The 23,474-nt window shown below is 63.7% G+C and carries 21 protein-coding genes; 12 read left to right on the forward strand and 9 right to left on the reverse strand.

All coding sequences use genetic code 11. The features are described from left to right. Positions 1 to 122 precede the first annotated feature (122 nt). The 5 genes from gcvH to RI444_RS07715 all read left to right on the forward strand — a co-directional run bounded on the left by gcvH (position 123) and on the right by RI444_RS07715 (position 3,197). Positions 123 to 509 carry a glycine cleavage system protein GcvH gene (gene gcvH, locus RI444_RS07695; RefSeq protein WP_021473396.1) on the forward strand — a complete coding sequence of 129 codons (387 nt, stop codon included), beginning with the start codon at positions 123 to 125 and terminating at the stop codon, positions 507 to 509. A 138-nt stretch (positions 510 to 647) separates the two neighbouring features. Further along, a complete protein-coding gene (locus RI444_RS07700) occupies positions 648 to 1,124 on the forward strand; it encodes an FHA domain-containing protein (RefSeq protein ID WP_069695341.1) in 477 nt (158 codons plus the stop codon). 23 nt (positions 1,125 to 1,147) lie between these two features. Next, on the forward strand, positions 1,148 to 1,864 hold the full coding sequence (locus RI444_RS07705) for a MerR family transcriptional regulator (RefSeq protein WP_062096087.1): 717 nt from the start codon (positions 1,148 to 1,150) through the stop codon (positions 1,862 to 1,864). Next, on the forward strand, positions 1,864 to 2,367 hold the full coding sequence (locus RI444_RS07710; protein WP_021473393.1) for a bifunctional nuclease family protein: 504 nt from the start codon (positions 1,864 to 1,866) through the stop codon (positions 2,365 to 2,367). Before RI444_RS07705 ends, RI444_RS07710 begins: the two co-directional genes overlap by 1 nt. 236 nt (positions 2,368 to 2,603) lie before the next feature. Then, positions 2,604 to 3,197 (forward strand): MerR family transcriptional regulator, encoded by a 594-nt coding sequence (locus RI444_RS07715; protein WP_021473392.1) that lies wholly within the window; start codon positions 2,604 to 2,606, stop codon positions 3,195 to 3,197. A gap of 69 nt (positions 3,198 to 3,266) precedes the next feature. On the opposite strand, the gene RI444_RS07720 is transcribed toward RI444_RS07715, so the two are convergent. Beyond that, entirely contained in the window at positions 3,267 to 4,079 is an 813-nt protein-coding gene (locus tag RI444_RS07720; RefSeq protein ID WP_021473391.1) for a ParA family protein, read from the reverse strand. 302 nt (positions 4,080 to 4,381) lie between these two features. Here RI444_RS07720 and RI444_RS07725 point away from each other — a divergent pair, with 302 nt between their 5' ends. Further along, on the forward strand, positions 4,382 to 7,777 hold the full coding sequence (locus RI444_RS07725; protein ID WP_021473390.1) for a pyruvate carboxylase: 3,396 nt from the start codon (positions 4,382 to 4,384) through the stop codon (positions 7,775 to 7,777). A 115-nt stretch (positions 7,778 to 7,892) separates the two neighbouring features. Here RI444_RS07725 and RI444_RS07730 read toward each other — a convergent pair whose 3' ends face one another. Then, positions 7,893 to 9,704, reverse strand: coding sequence for an AMP-dependent synthetase/ligase (locus tag RI444_RS07730; protein ID WP_021473389.1), 1,812 nt, complete (start codon positions 9,702 to 9,704; stop codon positions 7,893 to 7,895). Positions 9,705 to 9,901: 197 nt separating this feature from the next. On the opposite strand from RI444_RS07730, the gene RI444_RS07735 reads away from it, so the two are divergent. Beyond that, a complete protein-coding gene (locus RI444_RS07735; protein WP_062096092.1) occupies positions 9,902 to 10,960 on the forward strand; it encodes an ROK family protein in 1,059 nt (352 codons plus the stop codon). Between the two features lie 89 nt (positions 10,961 to 11,049). Here RI444_RS07735 and RI444_RS07740 read toward each other — a convergent pair whose 3' ends face one another. From RI444_RS07740 to RI444_RS07750, 3 genes are read right to left on the reverse strand one after another with little or no spacing between them, the layout of a single operon-like run. Then, positions 11,050 to 11,604, reverse strand: a complete 555-nt coding sequence (locus tag RI444_RS07740) for a hypothetical protein (protein WP_207604872.1) — start codon at positions 11,602 to 11,604, stop codon at positions 11,050 to 11,052. Beyond that, the gene (locus RI444_RS07745; protein WP_021473386.1) at positions 11,591 to 12,394 is read right to left on the reverse strand and encodes an alpha/beta hydrolase; all 804 of its coding nucleotides are present in this window, start codon (positions 12,392 to 12,394) and stop codon (positions 11,591 to 11,593) included. The genes RI444_RS07740 and RI444_RS07745 overlap by 14 nt, the downstream gene beginning before the upstream one ends. Then, a complete protein-coding gene (locus tag RI444_RS07750; RefSeq protein WP_207604871.1) occupies positions 12,391 to 13,179 on the reverse strand; it encodes an alpha/beta hydrolase in 789 nt (262 codons plus the stop codon). Before RI444_RS07750 ends, RI444_RS07745 begins: the two co-directional genes overlap by 4 nt. Before the next feature lie 109 nt (positions 13,180 to 13,288). On the opposite strand from RI444_RS07750, the gene RI444_RS07755 reads away from it, so the two are divergent. Together RI444_RS07755 and RI444_RS07760 are read left to right on the forward strand one after the other, a co-directional pair. Continuing rightward, on the forward strand, positions 13,289 to 14,092 hold the full coding sequence (locus tag RI444_RS07755; RefSeq protein ID WP_207604870.1) for a lysophospholipid acyltransferase family protein: 804 nt from the start codon (positions 13,289 to 13,291) through the stop codon (positions 14,090 to 14,092). A gap of 66 nt (positions 14,093 to 14,158) precedes the next feature. Beyond that, entirely contained in the window at positions 14,159 to 15,562 is a 1,404-nt protein-coding gene (locus RI444_RS07760) for a class II 3-deoxy-7-phosphoheptulonate synthase (protein ID WP_021473383.1), read from the forward strand. A gap of 68 nt (positions 15,563 to 15,630) precedes the next feature. Here the strand turns inward: RI444_RS07760 and pknB are convergent, their stop codons facing one another. Both pknB and RI444_RS07770 read right to left on the reverse strand, forming a co-directional pair. Further along, on the reverse strand, positions 15,631 to 17,682 hold the full coding sequence (gene pknB, locus RI444_RS07765; protein WP_207604869.1) for a Stk1 family PASTA domain-containing Ser/Thr kinase: 2,052 nt from the start codon (positions 17,680 to 17,682) through the stop codon (positions 15,631 to 15,633). Between the two features lie 78 nt (positions 17,683 to 17,760). Beyond that, positions 17,761 to 19,110, reverse strand: a complete 1,350-nt coding sequence (locus RI444_RS07770; RefSeq protein WP_207604868.1) for a lytic transglycosylase domain-containing protein — start codon at positions 19,108 to 19,110, stop codon at positions 17,761 to 17,763. Positions 19,111 to 19,367: 257 nt separating this feature from the next. On the opposite strand from RI444_RS07770, the gene RI444_RS07775 reads away from it, so the two are divergent. After that, positions 19,368 to 19,721: an Rv2175c family DNA-binding protein gene (locus RI444_RS07775; RefSeq protein ID WP_062096100.1), complete on the forward strand. Its 354-nt coding sequence runs from the start codon at positions 19,368 to 19,370 to the stop codon at positions 19,719 to 19,721. Between the two features lie 93 nt (positions 19,722 to 19,814). On the opposite strand, the gene RI444_RS07780 is transcribed toward RI444_RS07775, so the two are convergent. Beyond that, positions 19,815 to 20,909: a polyprenyl synthetase family protein gene (locus RI444_RS07780; protein WP_062096102.1), complete on the reverse strand. Its 1,095-nt coding sequence runs from the start codon at positions 20,907 to 20,909 to the stop codon at positions 19,815 to 19,817. Next, a complete protein-coding gene (locus RI444_RS07785) occupies positions 20,906 to 21,472 on the reverse strand; it encodes a hypothetical protein (RefSeq protein ID WP_062096104.1) in 567 nt (188 codons plus the stop codon). Before RI444_RS07785 ends, RI444_RS07780 begins: the two co-directional genes overlap by 4 nt. 175 nt (positions 21,473 to 21,647) lie before the next feature. Between RI444_RS07785 and dinB the strand changes: the two genes are divergently transcribed. Both dinB and RI444_RS07795 read left to right on the forward strand, forming a co-directional pair. Continuing rightward, positions 21,648 to 22,832 carry a DNA polymerase IV gene (gene dinB / locus RI444_RS07790; RefSeq protein WP_069695362.1) on the forward strand — a complete coding sequence of 395 codons (1,185 nt, stop codon included), beginning with the start codon at positions 21,648 to 21,650 and terminating at the stop codon, positions 22,830 to 22,832. A 254-nt stretch (positions 22,833 to 23,086) separates the two neighbouring features. Further along, on the forward strand, positions 23,087 to 23,455 hold the full coding sequence (locus tag RI444_RS07795; protein ID WP_021473375.1) for a DUF3040 domain-containing protein: 369 nt from the start codon (positions 23,087 to 23,089) through the stop codon (positions 23,453 to 23,455). The last annotated feature ends 19 nt before the right edge of the window (positions 23,456 to 23,474 follow it).

Here is a 23,474-nt window from a genome sequence, read left to right on the forward strand (position 1 = left end):
TTGGCGTCCGGTCCACTGCCCTGCGCTCATCGGAAAAGCGGCAATTATGCCTATACTTTCAGCGGTGGCCGGATGCCCGGCCCGCCGTCGAGGTTCATGAACGTCCCGATGAAAGGCGACCCATGAGTAATATTCCAGCCGATCTTTCCTACACCGCAGAACATGAGTGGGTATCGGAGCCGGATGCTGACGGCGTAGTCCGCGTCGGCATCACCGACTTTGCGCAGGATGCCCTGGGCGATGTCGTCTACGCGCAGATGCCGGAGGAAGGCACCAAGATCACCGCCAATGATGTGGTGGGGGAAGTGGAATCCACCAAGAGCGTCAGCGATATTTATGCGCCCGTCAGCGGTGAAATCATCAACCGCAACGACGCCTTGGACCAGGATCCGGCACTCATCAACTCCGATCCGTACGGTGAGGGGTGGCTTTTTGAAGTAAAGCTGGCCGAAGCTGACGCGGTGGAATCCCTGCTCAGTGCATCGGAGTACGAACAACAGGTAGGCTAAAGTTATCTGGCCCGCCCTGCTGCATTTTCCCTCGTGGGAAGCGGGACGGCGGGCCAGCAACCGATTTGCCCGGCGGTTACCGGGAGGTGGATGTGTCCGGCAGGTTTTGGAACTGCCGGCGGATGAGGAGGAAGTTCCATGGTTGGCGGCGACAAGAACCAAGCCAATGCCGGAAACGGCGCGGAAGAACAGCCGACGTCGGAGACCACCTCCATCAGCATCACGCCAACGTGGGACGAGCCAAGCATCGCTCCCAAGCTGGCGCCGGAGGAGCGGGCCTCTGTAGACGCCCTGCCGCCCAACTCCGCGCTGTTGATTGCCCATAGCGGACCGAATGCGGGCGCGCGCTTCCTGCTCGACGCCGACACCACCACGGTGGGCCGGCACCCGGATGCCGATATCTTCCTGGACGACGTCACGGTGTCGCGCAAGCACGTTGAGTTCCACCGGAGTGCAGCAGGCTTCGAGCTCGTTGACATGGGCAGCCTGAACGGTACTTACGTCAACCATGACCGCGTGGACCGTGTGCAGCTCAAGACGGGCAGCGAGGTCCAGATCGGCAAGTTCCGGCTGACCTACTACCTGAGCCCCAGCCGCCCCGCGGGCCACGTCTGACCCCGGGATACCTGCCTGTGGCAATGGCCCAGCCGGAACGTCGCGGACCCCAGGTCCTGAACATCGGGGAAGTCCTGGCGCAGCTGAGCGACGACTTCCCGGGAATGACCGCGTCCAAGATCCGTTTCCTCGAGGAGAAGGGGCTGATCAATCCCAAGCGGACTCCTGCCGGATACAGGCAGTATGCGGACAGCGATGTTGAGCGTCTTCGTTTTGTCCTCGCCCTGCAGCGCGATCAATACCTGCCCTTGAAAGTCATCAAGGATTACCTTGACGCGATCGATCGAGGGGAACGCCCGGACAACCTGCCCCCCGGTGTGACGGTCTCGCCCAGGGTGGTCACTGCTGAAATGGCCGCGGACATCCAGGGACGTGCCCGTACCCTGACCGAAGAGCAGCTCCGCACGGAGTCCGGTGCCAGCGCCGGCCTGCTTGAGTCGCTCCTGAGTTTCGGTTTGATCAGCCACGAAGACGGTAAATTTGACGAGCATGCCCTCCAGGTTGCTCGTGCCTGCGTCCAACTCGAAGTGCACGGTTTGGAACCTCGCCACTTGAGGCCGTTCCAGGCAGCTGCGGATCGCGAGTTCGGTTTGGTGGAGCGTGCCGTTGCTCCGCTCACTTCCCGCAGGGACGCCGCCTCGCAGGCGAGGGCGGCCGAGGCAGCCCGTGAAATCAGCGATCTTTGCCTGACGTTGCACAGGGCGCTTGTTCACCACCGCATCTCAAGGATGGACTCCTGATGATCGAAGTTGAAATCGTGGGTGTTCGGATCGAATTGCCCTCCAATCAGCCGTTGGTCCTCCTGCGCGAACTCAAGGGTGAGCGCCACGTTCCCATCTGGATCGGCACCCCCGAAGCCAGCGCGATCGCCCTCGCCCAGCAAGGTGTGGTTCCGCCCCGGCCCATGACCCACGATCTCCTGATCGACGTCGTTGAATCGCTCGGTCATTCCATCATCAGCGTCAATATTGTGGCGGTGGAGGACAACATCTTCTACGGACAGCTGCAGTTCGACGACGGCACGGTGGTCAGCTCACGCGCGTCGGACGCCCTGGCCTTGGCCTTGCGCGCAAAGTGCCGCATCTGGTGCGCCGATGCCGTGATGGAGGAGGCCGGGGTCCGTATCACCGAACATGATGAGGGCGAGGACTCCGAGCCGGATCCCAGCGTCGATGAGGAACGGGAGCTGCGCCGCTTCCGGGAGTTTCTTGACGACGTTGAGCCCGAGGATTTCGAAGGTTAACCGACCCTCAACCTAAAGTTGAGGGTGAAACTTTCGACACGACCACTTTTGGAGCCCAACGTCTTTGACCTCGGGCCCTCGCGGGCCTAACGTCGAAGTATCAAGTTCCCGTTGCATACGCTCGCGACGCAAGTCACACTGGAAGGTGCGGACTTGTGGGAATTACACGGCTGAATTTCGGCGTTCGTGTTGAGTGTGTGCACCATCCCCAGGGGAGCTGACAACAAGGAGGTCACGTGAGTCCGAAAGGCGAAGCAGGCGAGTTGAAGCAGGCCCCGTCCGGCATTGCTGCGCCCGCAGCCGGCGCCCAAGGTCTGCTCTTCACCGAGGACCTTCCCGTGCTGGACGAGGACGCAGGCTACCGCGGCCCCACAGCATGCAAAGCCGCCGGCATCACCTACCGCCAGCTCGACTACTGGGCGCGGACCGGGTTGGTAGAGCCGGCAGTCCGCGGAGCTGCGGGTTCAGGCTCCCAGCGGCTTTACGGTTTCCGTGACATCCTCGTGCTCAAAGTCGTCAAACGCCTTCTGGACACCGGCGTGTCCCTCCAGCAGATCCGTACTGCCGTTGAACACCTGCGCGAGCGGGGCGTTGAGGACCTTGCGCAGATCACACTGATGAGCGACGGCGCGAGCGTCTACGAATGTACGTCGGCGGATGAAGTGATTGACCTCGTCCAGGGCGGCCAGGGCGTCTTTGGCATCGCCGTTGGACGCGTATGGCGTGAAGTTGAAGGAAGTTTGGCCGCTCTGCCGAGTGAGCATGCAGCGGAGCAGTCCTTTCCCGACGACGAATTGAGCAAGCGGCGCGTTGCGCGTCGGATTGGATAACTCCGATTTCAGAAGAAAGCCGCCCGTCCGACGTTTGTCGGGGGCGGCTTTCTTCTGTCTTCTGCCTCCTTACTGGCGTTGCCGACGGTCCCTGAAACTCGTCTGGTTCTTCAGGAGGCTCTCCAGCAGGGCGTCGAAGAGCTTCGCGGCGTTCTTGGCGGAGTCGCCCGGCCAGTGATGGACGGAATGTGCAGCGCCTTGAATCTGCTGCCAGTTGGCCTGTTCCGGAATGTGCGGGGTCAGCAGCAGATCACCGAACATTGACTCCATCTCGGCAAGCCGGAACGTGTGCTCGGTGGAGCCCGTCCGCACACGGTTGGCGACGATGCCCGCCGGTGCGAGGTTCGGGGCAAACTCCTGCCGGAACAGTTGGATGGCCCGCATGGTGCGCTCGGTTCCCGCAACGGAAAAGAGCCCCGGCTCGGCAACGAGTACTACGCGGTCGCTGGCACTCCAGGCCATGCGGGTCAGCCCGTTGAGGGACGGCGGGCAGTCAACCAGCACCAAGTCGTAGCTGGATGTCCCGGCGAGAACTCCGGAGAGCCTCCGGAGATCGCGTCGGCCGAGGTCGGGGCGATCATAGATTCCGGTCAACGCTGAACCTACCGCAACGTCCAAGGTGCCGTCACTGGAACCGTTGGCAATCCAGCTGCTGGGGGAGACGTTCTCTGCCAGCTTTGCCTTGCGGGGGCTCTTGAGCATCCGGCCAACGTCGAGCTTTCCGTTGGGTTGGACGCCGAGGGCTGTGGTGGCATCAGCGTGGGGGTCAAGGTCCACTACCAGTGTGGAGATCCCTGCCGCGAGGGCCGCAGAAGCGAGGCCGGTGGTCACAGAGGTCTTTCCCACGCCGCCCTTGAGGCTGCTGATGCTGACTACTTGCACTTGTTACCCAAAACCTAACGCCGGTTGCCGTATCGCGCTGTTTTCAACTCCGGGATAATCGGAGCCGGGGCTTGCCGAAGCCCCTTCAACATCATATGTTGCGTGCTCCCGGAATCCCGATTTCTACGCGCCACGGGGCGCATCGGGAAGCTGCGATATATCACGCAGCGGACGCGCGCGTACGTATATACAGTGCAGATGACGAATCCTTTGTGATGGTTGCCACAAAGATTTGTGTTTGATGCTGGCGGCACTACACACTGTGACCACCGACCGATCCACCGCAATGATGCAGGAGAAGCATGTTTTCGAAAATTCTGGTGGCCAATCGCGGCGAGATCGCGATCAGGGCTTTTCGCGCTGGTTATGAACTGGGCGCCAAGACCGTGGCTGTCTTTCCGTACGAGGATCGCAACTCGATCCATCGGCAGAAAGCGGACGAAGCGTACCTGATTGGCGAGGTGGGTCATCCCGTCCGCGCCTACCTCGACGTAGACGAAGTCATCCGCGTCGCCAAAGAAGCCGGCGCTGATGCTATTTACCCGGGCTACGGGTTCCTGTCCGAGAATCCGGACCTCGCCCGCGCCGCAAAGGCTGCCGGCATCACGTTCGTGGGCCCCCCGGCTGAAGTGCTGGAACTTGCCGGAAACAAGGTTGCCGCCTTGGAAGCCGCCCGCAAAGCAGGTGTTCCCGTCCTCAAGTCCAGCAAGCCGTCCAAGGACCTGGATGAGCTGATTGCCGCAGCGGACGAGATCGGTTTCCCCATTTTCGCCAAGGCGGTGGCCGGTGGCGGTGGTCGCGGCATGCGCCGTGTGGAAACCCGCGAAGCGCTCCCGGAAGCATTGCAGTCCGCGATGCGCGAAGCCGACGCCGCGTTCGGTGATCCCACGATGTTCCTTGAGCAGGCCGTGCTGCGCCCCCGCCACATCGAGGTCCAAATCCTGGCCGACGCCGAGGGCAACGTCATGCACCTCTTCGAGCGTGACTGTTCGCTTCAGCGCCGCCACCAGAAGGTGGTGGAAATCGCCCCGGCGCCGAACCTGGACGACAACATCCGCCAGGCCCTGTACCGCGACGCCGTCGCGTTCGCGAAAGCCTTGAACTACGTCAACGCCGGAACGGTCGAGTTCCTGGTTGACACCGAAGGTGCCCGCGCAGGCCAGCACGTCTTCATCGAAATGAACCCCCGCATCCAGGTGGAGCACACCGTCACCGAGGAAATCACCGACGTGGACCTGGTGCAGTCGCAGATGCGTATTGCCTCGGGGGAGACGCTGGCCGATCTCGGACTGAGCCAGGACACCGTGTCCATCAAGGGTGCTGCGCTCCAGTGCCGTATCACCACCGAGGACCCTGCCAACGGTTTCCGCCCGGACGTCGGAAAGATCACGGGCTACCGCTCAGCCGGCGGTGCCGGCGTTCGGCTCGACGGCGGGACGGTTTACTCGGGCGCGGAAATCAGCCCGCACTTCGACTCGATGCTGGTGAAGCTGACCTGCCGCGGACGCGATTACCCCACTGCCGTTGCCCGTGCCCGCCGTGGCCTGGCCGAGTTCCGCATCCGTGGCGTATCCACCAACATTCCTTTCCTCCAGGCAGTGCTGGCAGATCCGGACTTCAACGCCGGGAACGTTGCTACTGACTTCATCGACAAGCGCCCTGAATTGCTGAAGTCGCACATCCCTTCGGACCGCGGCACCAAGCTGCTCACCTGGCTTGCCGATGTCACGGTCAACAAGCCCAACGGCGACCTGAAAGTCCAGTCGGACCCCGCCAGCAAGCTGCCGGTCATCGATGGTCCCGTGCCGACGTCGGGCTCCCGCCAGCGGCTGCTTGAACTGGGTCCGGAGGGCTTCGCGAAGGCGCTGCGCGAGCAGGAAGCCCTGGCGGTTACGGACACCACGTTCCGTGATGCACACCAGTCGCTGTTGGCCACCCGCGTCCGTACCCGCGACCTCGTGGCCGCCGGGCCGGCCGTGACGGCATTGCTGCCCGAGCTTCTGTCCGTGGAGGCCTGGGGCGGTGCAACGTACGACGTCGCGCTCCGCTTCCTTGGTGAGGACCCCTGGGACCGCTTGGCTGCTTTGCGCCAGGCGCTGCCCAACACGTGCATCCAGATGTTGCTCCGTGGACGCAACACGGTGGGCTACACGCCGTACCCCGAGGAGGTCACGGAGGCATTCGTCAACGAAGCCGCCGCGACCGGCATCGACATCTTCCGGATCTTCGATGCCCTGAACGACGTGAACCAGATGGCTCCGGCCATCCGCGCAGTCCGGGCAACAGGAACGGCAGTGGCCGAAGTGGCACTTTGCTACACCGGCAACCTCCTGGATCCGGAAGAGGACCTGTACACCCTGGACTACTACCTGGACCTGGCCCAGAAGATCGTCGACGCCGGCGCCCACATCCTGGCCATCAAGGACATGGCGGGACTCCTGCGTCCGGCCGCCGCCGCCAAGCTGGTTTCGGCCCTGCGCGAGCGCTTCGACCTCCCGGTCCACCTGCACACGCACGACACCGCAGGCGGACAGCTCGCCACCCTGCTCGCCGCCGTCGAGGCCGGAGTTGACGCGGTGGACGTCGCCGCGGCGTCCCTGGCCGGCACCACCAGCCAGCCGGCTGCGTCGGCGTTGGTTGCCGCTTTGGCCAACACCCCTCGGGATACGGGCCTCAGCCTGGAAAACGTCGGCGCCCTGGAGCCCTACTGGGAAGCAGTGCGCCGCGTCTACGCACCGTTCGAGTCGGGCCTTCCGGGTCCCACAGGCCGGGTCTACAAGCACGAGATCCCGGGCGGCCAGCTGTCCAACCTTCGGCAGCAGGCCATTGCCCTGGGACTCGGTGAACAGTTCGAAGCCATTGAGGATATGTACACCGCCGCCGACCGGATCCTCGGGCGCCTGGTCAAGGTGACCCCGTCATCGAAGGTCGTCGGCGACCTCGCCCTCCACTTGGTGGGCCTGAACGCCGATCCTGCGGACTTCAACGAGAACCCGCAGAACTACGACATCCCCGATTCCGTGATCGGTTTCCTGTCCGGCGAGCTTGGAGATCCTCCCGGAGGCTGGCCTGAGCCGTTCCGCACCAAGGCCCTCCAGGGCAGGAGCGTCAAGGTACGCGATGTAGAGATCAGCGCCGAAGACAGTGCCGCCCTCAAAGCCGACTCGAAGACGCGCCAGCAGACGCTGAACCGCCTGCTTTTCGCCGGGCCCACCAAGGACTACCTCAAGAGCCTTGAAACCTATGGCAACGTCTCTGTCCTTGACACCCGCGACTACTTGTATGGCCTGCAGCGCGGCCAGGAGCACGTCATCGAGTTGGAAAAGGGTGTCCGCCTGATCGCCCAGCTCGAAGCCGTCTCCGACCCGGACGAGAAGGGCATGCGGACGGTGATGTGCACACTTAACGGCCAATCGCGTCCCGTGGTTGTCCGCGACCGTTCCGTCGTCAGCAACGTCAAGGCTGCAGAGAAGGCCGACCCCGCCCAGCCGGGCCAGGTTGCCGCACCGTTCGCGGGGGCCGTCACGGTCACGGTGAAGGAGGGCGACGAGGTCAAGGCCGGCGATACGGTGGCCACGATCGAGGCAATGAAGATGGAAGCGTCCATCACGACGCCGGTGGCCGGCAAGGTCTCCCGCCTGGCCATCTCCTCGGTCGAACAGGTCCAGGGCGGGGACTTGCTCCTCGTAGTGGGCTAGCCCGACCGGACCCGGAAAACCAGGGAGCGCAAAAGAGCCCCGCCGGAACTGTTCAGAACAGTTCCGGCGGGGCTCGCGTGTATGTGCCGCCTTTTAGGGTTTGCGTATTTCTTGCTCAGCCTGCGCGGGGAGCGGAGTACATCTCTTCAATCACGGCGTCGAAATCCTTCATGACCTGGGCCCTCTTGACCTTGAGGGAAGGGGTGAGGTGGCCGGACGCTTCAGTGAAGTCGGAGGCGACGATCCGGAAAGCCTTGATGGCCTCGGCCTGGGACACGGACTGGTTGGCCTTGCTGATGAGCTCCTGAACGGCAGCTTTCACCACGGCGTGGTTGGCGGCTTCGTCCAGTGACGTCGTCGAGGGCAGGCCGTGGCGCTCCAGCCATCCGGGCAGGGCTTCCTCGTCCAGGGTCACCAGTGCGCCGATGAAGGGGCGGTTGTCGCCGACCACCAGCACCTGGGAGACGAGCGCATCCGCCCGGATCTGGTCTTCGAGCAATGCCGGCACCACGTTCTTGCCGCCGGCAGTGACAATGATTTCCTTTTTGCGGCCGGTGATCTTGAGGAAGCCGTCGCCATCCAACTGTCCGATGTCGCCGGTACGGAACCACCCGTCGTCGAACGTTTCGGCGGTGAGGTCCTCGCGCCCGTGGTAGCCGCGCATCACGCACACTCCCTTGGCGAGAATCTCGCCGTCGTCGGCGATCTTCACCGAGTTGCCCGGCAGGGGAGCGCCCACCGTACCGATCTTGATCCGGGACGGGCGGTTGACGGAGATGGGTGCAGTGGTCTCCGTCAGGCCGTATCCTTCCAGGATCTGCAGGCCGATCCCTTGGAAGAAGTGGCCCAGGCGCTCTCCGAGCGGCCCTCCGCCGGAGACGGCGTGGGACACCTGGCCGCCCATGGCGGCCCGCAGCTTGCCGTAGACCAGTTTGTCGAACAAGGCATGCTTGAGCTTGAGGCCCAGCCCCACGGATCCGGACTCCCGGGCCTTCGAGTAGGCAATCGCGGTGTCCGCAGCGCGGTGGAAGATGGCGCCCTTGCCGCCGTCTTCGGCTTTGGTCAGTGCGGAGTTGTAGACCTTTTCGAACACCCTGGGAACGGCGAGGATGAACGTTGGCTGGAAGCTTTGCAGGTCGGCCAACAGGTTCTTGATGTCCGGCGTGTGCGCCACTTTGACTCCGCCGGCCACGGCAAGCACGGAGATGAACCGGGCGAACACGTGGGCGAGGGGAAGGAACATGATGGTCTTGGCCGATTCCTTGACCACTTCCGGGATGGCAAGTCTGGCGTTCTCGGACAACTCGACAAAGTTGCCGTGGGTCAGCTCACAACCCTTGGGGCGGCCGGTGGTGCCGGAGGTGTAGATGATCGTGGCCAGGTCATTGAGGCCGGCTGCCGAACGGCGGGCTTCCAGTTGCTCGTCGGAGACCCCCGAACCGGCAGCACGCAGGACGTCGAGTCCTGCTCCGTCCAATTGCCAGACGTGTGCCACGGAACTGATGTCTTCCGCAGCTACGGCCTGGCGGATGACGTTCTCATGGTGGGCGCTTTCACCGAAGGCCGCCACGGCCGCGGAGTCGCCAAGATTCCATGCCACCTGCGAAGGAGACGATGTTTCGTAGATCGGCACCGAAACGGCTCCGGCAAACCAGATCGCGAAATCCACCAGCGACCACTCGTAGCGGGTGCGGGACATGATGCCAACGCGGTCTCCGGGTCCCACGCCGCTGGCGATGAGACCTTTGGCGAGGACCTTCACGTCGGCCAGGAACTCCGTTGCGCGGATGTCCTGCCACTGACCTGCACCGTCCAGCTTGGCGAAAAGCGCTGGATTGGACGCCTTTGCGGCCTCCCGGATAACAAGGTCCGTGATGTTGGTTTCAGGGGAAACATTAATAAGGGGAGGAACACTAAATTCGCGCACGGTAGCTCCTTTGATATCCACGGGCCGCGAGGGGCACTTTTCACTCTAGTATGCCGACTCGAGGAAGTGTGTCCGATTTCACCTACTGGCGAGTAACTTTACGGATTCGCTGCCGTTTTGGGCAACTTCACGCCATAAAGGGCCTTCCGGCGCCCTCGGAGCGTTTCTCGCGGAGGCACGCGGAATAGGATGATGGGATGCCCCAACACCGGTCCAGTTCGCGCCCCGGGCTCCGGCCCTCCTTCGGATCCCGCAAAGATGTTCCCTGGGCACCCCGGCGGAACCATCTTGGCCGCAGGGGACTTGCCATCGGCATCGACATCGGCGGAACAAAAGTGGCAGCGGGCGTCGTGGACGCCGACGGCCGCGTCCTGGCCGAAGCCCGCCGGTCAACTCCGGGAGCGGACCCGCGCGCGGTGGAGCGCACCATAGTGGAACTCGTTGATGAGTTGAGCGCCGGGCATCGCATCTCTTCTGTCGGAATCGGTGCAGCCGGATGGATGGACCTCGACGGCGGCACGGTGCTGTTCAGTCCCCATCTGGCCTGGCGCAACGAGCCACTGAGGGACAGCCTGCAGAACCTGCTGCGGCGCCCGGTGCTGCTTACGAACGACGCCGATGCCGCCGCCTGGGCGGAGTGGCGCTTCGGTGCGGGGCAGGGGGAGAGCCGGCTGGTCTGCATCACCCTGGGTACCGGAATCGGGGGCGCCATGGTGATGGACGGCCGCGTAGAGCGCGGCCGCTATGGCGTCGCCGGCGAATTCGGCCACCAGATCATTTTCCCCGGCGGACACCGCTGTGAATGCGGCAACCGTGGCTGCTGGGAACAGTACGCCTCAGGCAATGCCCTGGGACGCGAGGCACGGCAACTGGTGAAGACGAATTCCCCGGAAGGCCGCGCCCTCCTGGAGAAAGCCGGTGGTGACGCGGACAGCATCACCGGGGCAACCATCACGGCGCTGGCGCTGGCCGGCGATGCCACGTCCAGGGAACTCATCGCAGATCAGGGCGAGTGGCTGGGGCTGGGTTTGGCCAACCTCGCTGCCGCGCTGGATCCCGGCATGTTCGTCATCGGCGGCGGGTTGTGCGACGCCGGCGACCTCCTCGCCGATCCAGCCAGGGCGGCTTTTGCCAAAAACCTGACGGGCAGGGGCTTCAGGCCCATGGCCCGGATCGAGCTCGCGGCGCTTGGTCCGCGGGCGGGAATGATCGGCGCAGCGGATCTCTCCCGCGTCAGCGGACGGGCCTACAGCTAACGCCCCGCCCTCGACGATCAAGTCCGGTGGCCAACTCCGGTGGTCAACGCAGCGCCGCGCAGGCACTTGCATGCGGGCGCCGAGGCACTTCAGATGCGGGCGCCGTCGTCGTACTCGTCTTTTTCATGTGGCAACCGCATGATCAGGTACACCACCGAGGCCACGAACGCCGCAACAATCCCCAGGACGGCCGCCAGCGGGGCGGACCGCCAGAACATCGCAGTGAACAGGAGTGCGATGGGACCGCCCACCGCACCGAGCCAGGCCAGCATGGTCAATGGTTCGGTTCCGGCAAGGCTGGGCGGTTCTTCCGGGACGAAATCGCCGTCATCAGCGTCGTCGACCTCGTAATCCCGTGGCCCTGCCGGAGACTCTTCCTGGCCGTTACGGCGATCCGGGCGATCCTCGTCGGGGTCTTCTGCCGGTGTCGCAGACGTCGCCAACCCCAGGGGGTCGAACGCGCTGAAAGGCTTCTGCGCCAGCGGTACACTGCCGGGTGCCCCGGCATCCGGCCGCCCGTGCTCCTCTGCGGAATCCCCGGAGGAGGACGACGTAGACTCCAGCCGCGCCACCAAATCCTGCCAAACGGCGTCGTCGTCCTTATTGGCGCTCTGGTCGGCAGGGTCCGGATCAGGCCTGGTCATTGGCTTTGTCCCTATCCAGCGAGCGGTCCCCGGACGCGAGGTCGCCAAGCCGTTTGTTCATGAAGTCCACCGTGCCGGCAAAGATGGCCGGGGCGTCGTTGTCCAGCGTGGCCACGTGGTAGCTGTTGTCGAGGTAGCTGATTTCAACGGGAGCCTGGACCCGCGACTGCAGGAACTGCAGGCTGGCATTCGAGACGACCTTGTCCACCGTGGACCGGAACACCCTGACAGGAGCCGTTATGCGGGGGAGGATTCCCGCAGTGTCTTTATACATCTTCTTCAACTGGTGGGCCGCGGCTACGGGGGTCCGGGCGTAGGCGCCCTCGTCCTGGTCCGGCTTGAGGATATCGTTGGCAATCGCCGGAGTGCTTTTGACCACGTACTTCAGGGCCGCAACGACTGCGGCCCGCGGGTCATCGAGCACCATTCCCGGATTGACCACGATGGTCCCTGCCACGGGCCGGGTGGCAGCTATGCGCAAGGCCAGCGTGCCGCCCATAGACAAGCCGGCGGCGAAGACGTAATCGCATTCGGACGCCATTTCCAGGTAAGCATCGTCCACCGCCCTGTGCCATTCCCGCCACGACCGCGTGGCCATGTCCTGCCATGTGGTTCCGTGGCCGGGCAGCAACGGAAGGTTAACCGCAAAACCGGCCGCCGCCAGGTGCTCGGCCCAAGGCCGGACGCTGTGCGGGGAACCCGTGAACCCGTGGGACATGACGACGCCCACCCTTGGGCCGGTACCGGAGAAGGCGCTGCGGAAGGGCGAGAAATCGGGAAGCACTTTCATGATGTCTCCGAGGCTACTCTGTCCTTGGCATGTTGACGCAAAAACCGTGCTGATTCTTCGAAGATGGTCGGTGCATCGACGTCCAGGGTGGCCACATGTCCGCTTCTTGGCAGCCGGACCACCTTCAGCTGTTCCTGATCCATGTGCTTGGTGATGGCTTTGAGGGAGCTTGGCGGAATGACACCGTCCACGGCGGACTTGAAGACCAAAGCCGGCGCCTTGACATGGGGGAGGGCGCGTGTGGCCTGGCCGAAAAGCTTCTTGAGTTCGTGGACGGACGCCAACGGCGTCTTCGAGTAATCGCCGTCCTCAGTGACTGCGGCCGTTGGCGCTTCCTCTTCGATGGGCGTGGTGGTGCGCATGACGTATTTGAGGGCACCTATGTAGCGGACCCTGCGATCGTAGAAGCTAAGGCCGGGGTTGACCAGGACCACGCCCGGCACGGGGTGCCTGGAAGCTGCCCGCAGTGCCACGGCTCCACCCATGGACAGGCCGGCCACGAAGCAAGCATCCGTCTTTGCCTCGAGGTCGAGGTAGCTGGATTCGAACGTCCGGTACCAGTCCTGCCATGTGGTGGTGGCCAGGTCACGCCAGTTTGTTCCATGCCCGGGAAGGAGGGGGACCGAGACGGCGAAACCCTGCCCGGCGAGGTATTCGGCCCAAGGCAGGATGCTGCGGGGACTGCCGGTGAATCCATGGCAGATGGCTACGCCCGTCGAAGCATTTTCACCGTGCCCCGGGTGATGGAAAGCGAGCGGGGCGCCGGGTTGGTTGCGTTCCGTCATGGCACCATCGTGTCACTGTTCCACGCATTTCTCACTGGAGTAGGGTTGCTGTTGAATCCCGGCCTGAAGCGGCCGGAACAGCCAAGCCGGCGGTGGTGAGAGGACGAGCGTGTTCTATTGGGTCATGAAGAGGATCTTCCTGGGTCCCGTCCTGAAACTGTTGTTCAGGCCGTGGGTCAAGGGTTTGGACAACGTCCCCGAGACGGGTGCCGCGATCCTCGCCTCCAACCACTTGTCCTTTTCGGACTCCATTTTCCTCCCGTTGATGGTTCACCGTCCCGTGATCTTCCTGGCCAAGTCGGAGTACTTCACGGGCAAGGGAATCAAGGGCCGGCTGACGGCGCTGTTCTTCAGGCTCAGCAACCAGCTGCCCATGGACCGCTCCGGGGGCGCTGCCTCCGAAATGTCCCTGCAAGCCGGAAAAGACGTGCTCAACTCCGGGGGCCTGCTGGGCATCTACCCGGAAGGGACCCGCAGTCCCGACGCCCGGTTGTACCGCGGCAAGGTGGGCGTAGCCAGGCTCGCCCTGCAGTCGCGGGTTCCCGTCATACCGGTGGCGATGATCGGCACCGAGAAGGTGCAGCCGATCGGCAAGCGACTGCCCAACATCCGCCGGATCGGGATCATCTTCGGGCAGCCCTTGGACTTCAGCCGCTACTACGGCATGGAAGATGACAGGGTCATCCAACGCGCTGTGACAGACCAGATCATGTACGAACTGATGCGGCTTTCCGGCCAGGAATATTTGGACGAATACGCTGCGGTGGTCAAAGCACGGCTGGCGGGCAAGGGGCCCGAGCCGGTGCACAAGGTTGAAGCCGCAGAGGAGTCGCCGAGTGATATTGCCGAAGACCGCGATGAGCCCGTAGCCGAGCCCGGCGATGACACTGCCGGGGGTTCCGGGAAACTGTGACGCCTCCCGCCGGGTGGGTTACGGCAGCAGTGCCCCAACCCCGGCGAAGGCTACTACTCTTGTAGGGTGACTGAGCTATCCGCGAACCCCGCACCATCAGCAGCAGATCCGCTTGCGAGCACCGCCCAGAGCGGCGCGGCGGACTACCCCGGGCTTGACGCCTGGCGGGACCTGCCCATTTCCCAGCAGCCTTCATGGGCAGACCAGGAAGTCTTCAAGGCCACGGTCAAGGAACTCTCGATCGTGCCGCCGCTGGTTTTTGCCGGCGAGGTGGACGTCCTGCGGGACCGTTTGGCTGCGGCAGCGCAGGGCAAGGCCTTCCTCTTGCAGGGCGGTGACTGCGCGGAGACTTTCGAGGCAGCCACGGCTGACAAGATCAGCGCCCGGGTCAAGACCATCCTGCAGATGGCCGTTGTCCTCACCTACGGTGCCGCCATGCCCGTCATCAAGATGGGCCGCATGGCCGGTCAGTTCGCCAAGCCCAGGTCCTCGAACGACGAGACCCGAAACGGCGTGACCCTCCCGGCTTACCGGGGAGACATCGTCAACGGCTACGACTTCACCCCTGAGTCACGCGCGCACGACGCCGGAAGGATGTTGCAGGCCTACCGCACGTCTGCTTCCACGCTCAACCTCATCCGTGCGTTCACGCAAGGCGGCTTTGCTGACCTTCGCCTGGTGCACCAGTGGAACAAGGGCTTCACCGAGAACCCTGCACACGCACGCTACGAGTCCCTGGCCCGCGACATCGACCGTGCCATCAAATTCATGGATTCCTGCGGGGCTGACTTCGAAGCCCTCAAGCGGGTGGAGTTCTTCGCCAGCCACGAGGCCCTCCTGCTCGACTACGAGCGGGCCCTCACCCGCATCGACTCGCGCACCGGCCTGCCCTACGACACGTCGGCGCATTTCCTTTGGATCGGCGAGCGGACCCGCGAACTCGATCACGCCCACGTGGACTTCCTGTCCCGGGTCCGCAACCCCATCGGCGTCAAGCTTGGCCCCGGCACGTCCGGCGACGACGCCCTGCGGTTGATCGACAAGCTGGACCCGAACCGCGAACCCGGCCGCCTGACATTTATCACCCGCATGGGCGCCAAGAACATCCGCGAGAAGCTGCCCGCCGTCGTCGAACGCGTGACTGCCTCGGGCGCCCAGGTGCTCTGGGTGACGGATCCGATGCACGGCAATACCGTCACCTCGCCCAACGGCTACAAGACCCGTAACTTTGACGACGTCATTGATGAAGTCCGCGGCTTCTTCGAAGTGCACCACTCCCTCGGTACGGTCCCTGGCGGCCTGCACGTCGAGATGACCGGTGACGACGTTGCCGAGTGCCTGGGCGGCGCCGATCCGATCGACCAGGACGCTTTCCTGGACCGTTACGAATCCGTTTGCGATCCGCGTTTGAACCACATGCAGTCGCTGGAGATGGCATTCCTGGTGGCAGGGGCCCTCGCCAAGCGGTAGGTCCGCCGGCAGCAAACAGCAAAAGGCGCGGTCCGAATCGTCGGGCCGCGCCTTTCGCTTGTCCCCGGCTAGACCACCGTCAGGGTGACCGTTGACCCTTCGGGGACTTCGTTGTTGACGGGGTTCTGGTCGCGCACCGTCCCGAAGAAGCCTCCGAGAATCTTGTTGACTTCAACCTTGAAGCCCAGCTTCTTCAGTTCCCGCTCGGCGTCGCCGGCTTGCTTCCCAATGAAGCTAGGCACCTTCACCATTTTGGGGCCCTTGGAAACCGTCAGCGTCACGGTGTCACCCTTGAACAAGTTTCCATTGGCCGGTGCCTGCGAGACGATTGCGCCCTTCGGCACCGTCTTGTCGTTGACCGTCTCAGGCGCGATGACAGCCTTCAGCCCGGCATCCTGAATAGCCTTGACAGCCGCGTCCTGCGGCTGGCCACGGACATCGGGGACCGGGATGGGCTGGGGTCCTTTGGAGACGACCAGCGCCACAGGGGTGCCGTGCCGCACCTCGGTGCCCTTCTCAGGGTCCTGGGAAAGCACGACGCCGGCCGGTACTTTGTCGTCGTAGGCTTCGGTGACGTTGCCCAGTGCCATTTCCGCAGCGTTCAGGGTAGCTTTGGCCTCGTCCAGCGTCCCTCCCGTCAGGCCCGGCAACGCGAAGAGCTGGGCCCCCTTGGAGACAAAGAGCGTGATGGGCTGGAATTTCCGGACCTGGGACCCGGGCGGCGGTTCGGTTCCGACCGCCATGCCCGGCGGGATGTCGTCGTCGAAGACGTCCCGTGGTTCCGACTGGAACCCTGCGGTCCGCAGGAGCTGCTGTGCTTCCGCTACGGTCTTGCTCTTCACTTCGGGCACGGTGCCTGGTGAACCCGGGCCCATTCCGAAGAACCACCCGGCAGACGCGGCCAGAACGGCGAGGATCACCACCACAACCGTCCAGATGACTCCCCGCCTGCGAGGGTTGCCCTCGCGCAGCGGACGGACCGGAGTAGCTGCGGCCCGGGCGCGGTCCTTGACCTCTTGCCGTTGCATCCGTTTTAGCTCGCGCTTACCTGGCTGCGGGGTACTCGTATCCACCCCGGAGACTATCCCGCCCGGCCGGGGCCGGGGCGGGACGGAAGCAGCCATCACGGTGGTGGGATTGCTCTGTTGTGCAATGAACTCGGTCGGGGCGGCGGTGGTGCGGATAGACTCCGTGCGCTGATCCATGGCGTCCCCGCGGCCCGGTACGGCGGGCATCGCGCCGGGTGTGGAGGAGGGCTGGCGGTGGTCGAGCTGTTCGTCGCTCAGCGTGGTTCGAATGTGCCGCAGCTCCGTGAGCAGGGCAGTACCGTCCACCGGCCTGTTCTCGGCATCCACCGCGGTGCACCATTGCACCAGTTCGTCGAGGTCCTGGGCCAGGCCCGGAGCAAGCTGCGAGGGTTTGCCCACGGACGAGTTGACGTGCTGGTAGGCCACTTGGATGGGGGAGTCCCCGGCGTAAGGCTGTTGTCCGGTGAGCATTTCGTAGAGCATGATGCCCGCGGAATAAATGTCACTGCGGGCATCGGCGGCCTGGCCCATCACCAGCTCCGGCGCAAGGTAGGCGACCGTGCCGATCAAAGCCCCTGTACTGGTGGTGGCCGTGACAGCCCGGGACAGCCCAAAGTCGCCCACTTTGATGCGTCCGTCGTCGGCGATCAGCACGTTCTCCGGCTTCACGTCCCTGTGGATGAGGCCGGAGTTGTGCGCCGCAGCAAGCCCTTCGATGACAGGATCCAACAGTGCCAGCGCCAGGCGCGGGGGCAGGGCGCCCTGTTGGTTGAGGACGTCCCTGAGGGTGTGGCCTTGGACGTACTCCATCACCAGATAGGCAATGTGGCCATCCTCCCCTTGGTCCAGGACACCCACGACGTGCGGGTGCGAGAGGCGCGCGGCCGACTTTGCCTCGCGGCTCAACCGTTCCAGGAACACCTGGTCGTTCGCCAGGTGGGGGTGGAGAACCTTGAGGGCGACGTCGCGTTCCAACCGCTGGTCCGTCGCCAAGTAGACCGTGGACATTCCGCCGCTGGCCAGGCGTGAGCGTACCTGGTAGCGCCCGTCCACAGTTGTGCCGATCAGGTGGTCCTGCGTAGCTTCTTGCACCCTATGATCCTAATCGAGGCAAGGAAAAGGCCCGAATTCCTGCGGAATCCGGGCCCCGCCCATGAAGCATGGCCAGGTCTAGCCAAACGTGCGTTGACGCGCCTTGATCGACTCGACGTAGCGTTTGGTGTCGTCGTACATGCCGTACTTGCTGACGGAGTACTGGCCCTGGTAGTAGCCTGCGATCGCAGTGTCCAGGTCCTTGCTGGTGGCGATGAGTGCACGGATGATGGCCACACCGGCCGTGGCATTGTCGTACGGATCCAGGAGGTTGAGCTTCCGGCCCACCAGGTCGGAAGCCCACTGTCCGGACGACGGAATCACCTGCATGGTGCCGATGGCATTGGCAGGGGAGACGGCGCGCTGGTCGAAGCCGGACTCCTGCTCAGCGAATGCCAGGGCCAGGGATGGGCTGACGCCCATGCGGCGGGCGGTATCGGCAACGATGGTCTTCATCTCGGCCCTGCTGGGAACCGGCGATGCATTCAACAGCGCCTTGTTTTCGTTCGCGGAGCTGACCACGGCCGGCGGGTAGGTGAAGCCAAGGAAGGTGCTTGGGACCAGGGGCTTGGTGTCCCCGGCCGGCTGCAAGGCACCGCTGCCCGGAACCGTCAGCTTCTGCCCGGGGTAGATCACGGTGGTGGCCGTGACGTTGTTCGCGCTCATGAGCGCGGACAGGGAGACTCCCAGGCGTGAGGCAATGGCACTCAGGGTGTCGCCTGCCTTGATGGTGTAGCTGCCGGTGTTGGCGAGGGCCGGCGACGGCGCAGCCGGCGTGGCGGGTGCCGGGGCCGACGGCGCCGGGGCGGTACTGCCCCCGCTGACCTTGATCTTTTGGCCGGGGTAGATGATGGAGCTTTCGCTCAGGTTGTTCCAGCTGAAGATGCTGGACAGGGGGACGCCGTGCTTGGCCGCGATGGCGCTGAGGGTGTCGCCGGGAACCACGGTGTAGGTCGCGGCGGCGTTTGTTGCCGGTGCCGGGGCGGCCGGGGCAGGTGCCGGTTGCGCCGGCTTGGGGGCGCTGCCGGTGAGCTTGATGGTCTGCCCGGGGTAAATGATCGTGGTGGCGGTGAGGTTGTTCAGCCGCAGGAGATCGTTCGTATCCAGGTTGAACCGGTGCGCGATGGCACTGATGGTGTCGCCTCTGACGATCTTGTAGGTGTCCGGCGTCGAAGGGGCCATCGGTCGCAGCGCCGAAGGCAGCGTGGAGGCGACGGACTGCGCCGGAATGACAGCGGCCTTTTGTGCCGCTTGGGCCTGCATGGCCGCAGCGAGGGTAGCGGGGATCTTGCGCTGTAGCGGAGCCGGCGCTGCGGTGGCCGGCTGGGCCACGGCGAGCGAGGACAGGACCACGGCAGGAAGCGCAGCCGTGGTAGCCGCGATTACCGGCATGCTCATGGTTCGTTTCGTCGGGCGGGGCGTGGTCATGGATGGTGTCCTCGTCTAGCAGCGGAGATGGTCAGTGTGACCGCTGTTACCAGTGTTGCCAATGTTACTAATGTTGTACGTGATACGAATGTGATCAGTGTGAATCTCTCACACTTATTCCCGTGGCACAAGAAATCCGCTGGATTCCGGAAAACAAAAAGTGAAAATGCCCTCCCGCGATCCGGCCGCATGCTTTTCCTGCGGGGCCTTTTACTGTCGGCTAGGCGAGCGGCGGGTTGGCGTGGCAACCTTGTTCCGTGAGTAATGTAGAAAGCCTTGTTTCCGACTGGTTGCCTTTGCCTGATGTTGCCGAACTGCTCGATGTCAGCATCACCAAAGTGCACGGACTGCTTGATGAGCGCGCACTGGTGGCCATCAAACGCGGTGAACGGAAAATTCGTTCCATCCCTGCTTTGTTCATCCAGGACGGGCATGTAGTTGACAGCCTCAAAGGCACTGTGGCCGTCCTGGGGGACGCCGGCTACAACGACGAAGAACTGATTATCTGGCTGTTCACCCCGGACGAATCCCTGGGTGGCCGTCCCATCGACGCGCTGCGGGAAGGCCGGAAGACCGAAATCCGGCGGCGTGCACAGTCCCTGGCGTGGTAGCTGGCCCGTTCAAGGCCACAACTGAAGATGCCCGACGGCGGCAAGCAGCCGCCGTCGTGCATCTTCAGTAAATCGAAACCCGGGAAAGCTTCTTTAAGCAGCTCGGCTGACCGCGGCTTCCGCCAGGCGGCGGAGCGCCGTCAAGGGCAACTCTGCCAAGGGGAGTTGTTCCAGCGCCGCGAAAGCTGTGTTGCTAAGTTCCGCAATGAGGGACTCCGTGGCTTCCAGTGCACCGCATTCGACAACAATGTGACGGATCCGGTCAACTTCAGCCTGGTTCAGGTCGGGTTTTCCAAGCATTTGGTCTACGTAGGCGGCGTCATCCGCCGAAGCCATGTTGATGGCGAAACCAACCAATACAGTGCGCTTGCCCTCGCGGAGGTCATCCCCGGCTGGCTTTCCGGTGGTCTCCGGATCCCCGAAGACCCCCAGAACGTCGTCACGCATTTGGAAGGCCTCACCCAAGGGCAGCGAGAAGTCCGAGTAGCCCGCGAGCAGTTCCTTTGAGGCTCCCGCCAAGGCCCCGCCCAGCGCGAGTGGATGCTCAGTGGAGTATTTTGCCGATTTGTACCTGATGATCGCCTTGGCGCGCTCTACCGAGCCGGACCGGTCCCGGACGGGTCCGGCCACTTCTTCGAGGATGTCCAGGTATTGGCCTGCCATGACCTCGGCGCGCATCAGGTTGAAGATGCGGCGGGCTTCGGTGCCTGCGGCGGCCCGAAGTCCCACGCGCGTGAAGGCCTCTTCACTGAAGGACAGGCAAAGATCGCCGGTGAGTATTGCTGCCGCATGACCGAAGCGTTCAGCGTCCAGGGCCCAGCCGTTGTCCGAATGCAGTTGACTGAAGCGCTTGTGGACGCTGGGGCCGCCCCGCCGGGTGTCGGAGCGGTCAATAATGTCGTCGTGGATCAACGCGGCGGCCTGGAACAGTTCAAGGGCACAGCCGGCTGTGAGGATTTCGTCATCCCCGGCTGCGCCGCCGGCCCCCCGCCAGCCCCAATAACACATCAGGGCGCGCATCCGCTTGCCTCCGGACACGAGGTTGGAGATCGAGTCCAGCAGCGGGGCAACGTCCGGTGAAATGGGGGCCATAAGGTCCTGTTGGGCGGACAAGAAGGAAGTCAGTTCTCCCGAAACGCCTGCGATGAATGCTGACTGCTCTTCGGCTAGTTGTTCCACGGGACTCACTTAACGGAACCGGCCGCCACGTTGGCGCCAATAGTGAAGGTGGAAACGCCTTCCTTCTGCCGCACGGACAGGTTCACGGTTTCACCATCGCCCCTGATGAAGTCGATCGACGTGACGTTGCCCACCGCTTCAGGACCAGGAACCACCTTGAAGCCCTGGGCCTCCAAGGATGCCTTGTAGAACTCCACCACTCCCTCCGGCGGAGCCTTCACGGTGCCCACCAGTGCCACCGTGGCGGGGGAGGCTGCTTTATCGAAGCTGCTGGACCGGACCGAGGTCTTGGGCATGACGGGGATCAACTGCTGGGGGAAACCCTCAACCAGCGCTCCGACCGTAGCGGTTGCGCTCGGCGCCGGTGCCGGGGCCGTGCTGCTTCCGGAGGGCGTTGCAGTTGCAGAGGCACTGCCCGCAGAAGGTGACGCCGAAACGGGAGCGCTGGATGATGCTCCGGAGGAGGGGGCGGCAGAACCGCCGGATGGCTGGGTGCAGGCCGAGGCCGTTATGGCAACGCCAACGGCGAGCAGGGCGAGCCCTCGCGTTCGGGGAGTTCCAGAGAGCTTCACGGGGATGTCCTTCCTTGGGGTGACACCGGGGCTTGGCGTGGGCTGACGCCGGGCTGAGCCTCCAGTTTAGTCAGTGGCCGGGCATAGTATTGCCGTTGTGAGGCACGATGTACCGGGATCCGGCCCTGGAGATAGCCGGAAGTCCCACCGCACCCCGGAAGAATTGCTGCAGCAGATGCGTCGGACAAGCATTCTGCACGTGGACATGGATGCCTTCTTCGTGTCCGTCGAATTGCGCAGCAGGCCTGACCTGCGGGGCAAACCCGTGATCGTCGGCTTCCCGGCTGAGCGATCGGTGGTGCTCTCAGCGTCCTACGAAGCCAGGGCGACCGGCGTCAAGTCCGCAATGCCCATGGCCATCGCCATGCGGATGTGTCCGGCCGCCATCATCATCGAACCGAGGCACAAGCTCTACTACCAGGTCTCCGGGCAGATCATGAATATCTTCTCGTCCATCACGGACCTCGTGGAGCCACTGAGCGTGGATGAGGCGTTCCTTGATGTCAAGGGAGCCATCCGACGCCTGGGATCCCCCTTGGACATCGGGCACATGATCCGGGCCCGGGTTCAGTCCGAGCTTGGCATCACGGCCTCAGTGGGCATCGCCGGCACCAAGTTCGTGGCCAAAATAGCTTCCACGCGGTGTAAGCCGGACGGCATCCTGCAGATCGATGCGGAAGATACCCTGTCCTACCTTCACAGCCTTCCGGTGAATGCCTTGTGGGGCGTGGGTGGCCGAACAGGCGAAGTCCTTGCCCGCCTCGGTATCAGGACCGTTGCCGACGTTGCAGCAACTCCCGTGGCGTCCTTGAAGAAGGTCCTCGGAGCCGCCGGCGAGCACGTGCACAGGCTCTCCCTGGGAATCGATCCCCGTCCCGTGACGCCCACCCGCTTGGAAAAGAGCATCGGAGCGGAGGAGACGTTCAGCACGGACACCACTGATCCCGCACTGCTCAACCGTGAGTTGCTGAGGCTTTCCCATCGCACCGCCACCCGGCTCCGCAGCTCGGACATGCTGGCCCGTACCATCGCCTTGAAGCTGCGGTATGCGGACTTCTCCACCGTTACCAGAAGCCGGACCCTGCACACGCCGGTTGACAGTGCCCAGTTGATCTATGAGGTGGCAGTTGGTTTGCTTGAGTCGCTGGGGCCGAGGGCCCAGAGCGTGCGCTTGGTGGGCGTCAGGGCAGAACAGTTGGAACCGGCCGCACGGACGTCCATGCAATTGAGCCTGGATGGCAGGGACGACAACTGGCGGGCTGCCGAGCAGGCCCTTGACCGGGTAGCTGAGCGTTTTGGTTCAAAGACACTCCTGCCGGCCGCTCTCCTGGAACGGGCGAGGCAGGCGGAAGACCAATGACTCCGACCCCCGGCATTGCCCGCAATGCCCCCGTCAGGTGTGCTCAGGCCGTCTTTCAGAACAGCGCTGGACAAACTATCCTAAGGAGTACAAATATCCAGATCGTCTGGACTGCTGATCGGAAAGTTCGGGTCCCGGGAAATCCGCCAGGGCGGCGGGGGTAACGGGGAACGAATTTTCAGGCTTGTTCGTTCTGAATCACAGACGCACAAGCCACGGTTTTTCCAGACGCCGGCTGACTTAAGGAGGTCGCGATGCCCCTGTCGGAGCACGAACAGAAGTTGCTCGAACAACTTGAGAAGCAGCTTCATGAGGACGATCCAAAGTTTGCCAACACCATGGGTTCGGATCCCATCCGCAGCTGGTCCACCAGGCACGTCATCATAGGTGTGCTGGGCGCCATTGCAGGCATCCTTTTGTTGCTCGTTGGAGTGTCACTCCAGCAAATCTTTGTGGGAGTTCTGGGTTTCATTGTCATGGGGGCCGGCGTGTACTTCGCCACACTCCGCGGTACGGCATTCGCCAAGGGGCGGAAGGGCAAGCCGGGCAAGGCCAAGTCGAAGAGTTCCTTCATGAGCAGCCTCGAAGAGCGCTGGGACGAACGCCGCCGGGACGACTCCTGACCGTTCGCCTTTTGCCGAC

Source organism: Paenarthrobacter sp. AT5 (assembly GCF_032764245.1).
In the GTDB taxonomy this organism is placed as follows: Bacteria; Actinomycetota; Actinomycetes; order Actinomycetales; family Micrococcaceae; genus Arthrobacter; species Arthrobacter ureafaciens.

Excerpts from the sequence above, each read along its gene's own strand:
- gcvH (WP_021473396.1), top strand. The coding sequence starts at position 123 with ATGAGTAATATTCCAGCCGATCTTTCCTACACCGCAGAACATGAGTGG.
- RI444_RS07700 (WP_069695341.1), top strand. The coding sequence starts at position 648 with ATGGTTGGCGGCGACAAGAACCAAGCCAATGCCGGAAACGGCGCGGAA.
- RI444_RS07705 (WP_062096087.1), top strand. The coding sequence starts at position 1,148 with ATGGCCCAGCCGGAACGTCGCGGACCCCAGGTCCTGAACATCGGGGAA.
- RI444_RS07710 (WP_021473393.1), top strand. The coding sequence starts at position 1,864 with ATGATCGAAGTTGAAATCGTGGGTGTTCGGATCGAATTGCCCTCCAAT.
- RI444_RS07725 (WP_021473390.1), top strand. The coding sequence starts at position 4,382 with ATGTTTTCGAAAATTCTGGTGGCCAATCGCGGCGAGATCGCGATCAGG.
- RI444_RS07735 (WP_062096092.1), top strand. The coding sequence starts at position 9,902 with ATGCCCCAACACCGGTCCAGTTCGCGCCCCGGGCTCCGGCCCTCCTTC.
- RI444_RS07740 (WP_207604872.1), bottom strand. The coding sequence starts at position 11,604 with ATGACCAGGCCTGATCCGGACCCTGCCGACCAGAGCGCCAATAAGGAC.
- RI444_RS07745 (WP_021473386.1), bottom strand. The coding sequence starts at position 12,394 with ATGAAAGTGCTTCCCGATTTCTCGCCCTTCCGCAGCGCCTTCTCCGGT.
- RI444_RS07750 (WP_207604871.1), bottom strand. The coding sequence starts at position 13,179 with ATGACGGAACGCAACCAACCCGGCGCCCCGCTCGCTTTCCATCACCCG.
- RI444_RS07770 (WP_207604868.1), bottom strand. The coding sequence starts at position 19,110 with ATGACCACGCCCCGCCCGACGAAACGAACCATGAGCATGCCGGTAATC.
- dinB (WP_069695362.1), top strand. The coding sequence starts at position 21,648 with ATGCGTCGGACAAGCATTCTGCACGTGGACATGGATGCCTTCTTCGTG.
- RI444_RS07795 (WP_021473375.1), top strand. The coding sequence starts at position 23,087 with ATGCCCCTGTCGGAGCACGAACAGAAGTTGCTCGAACAACTTGAGAAG.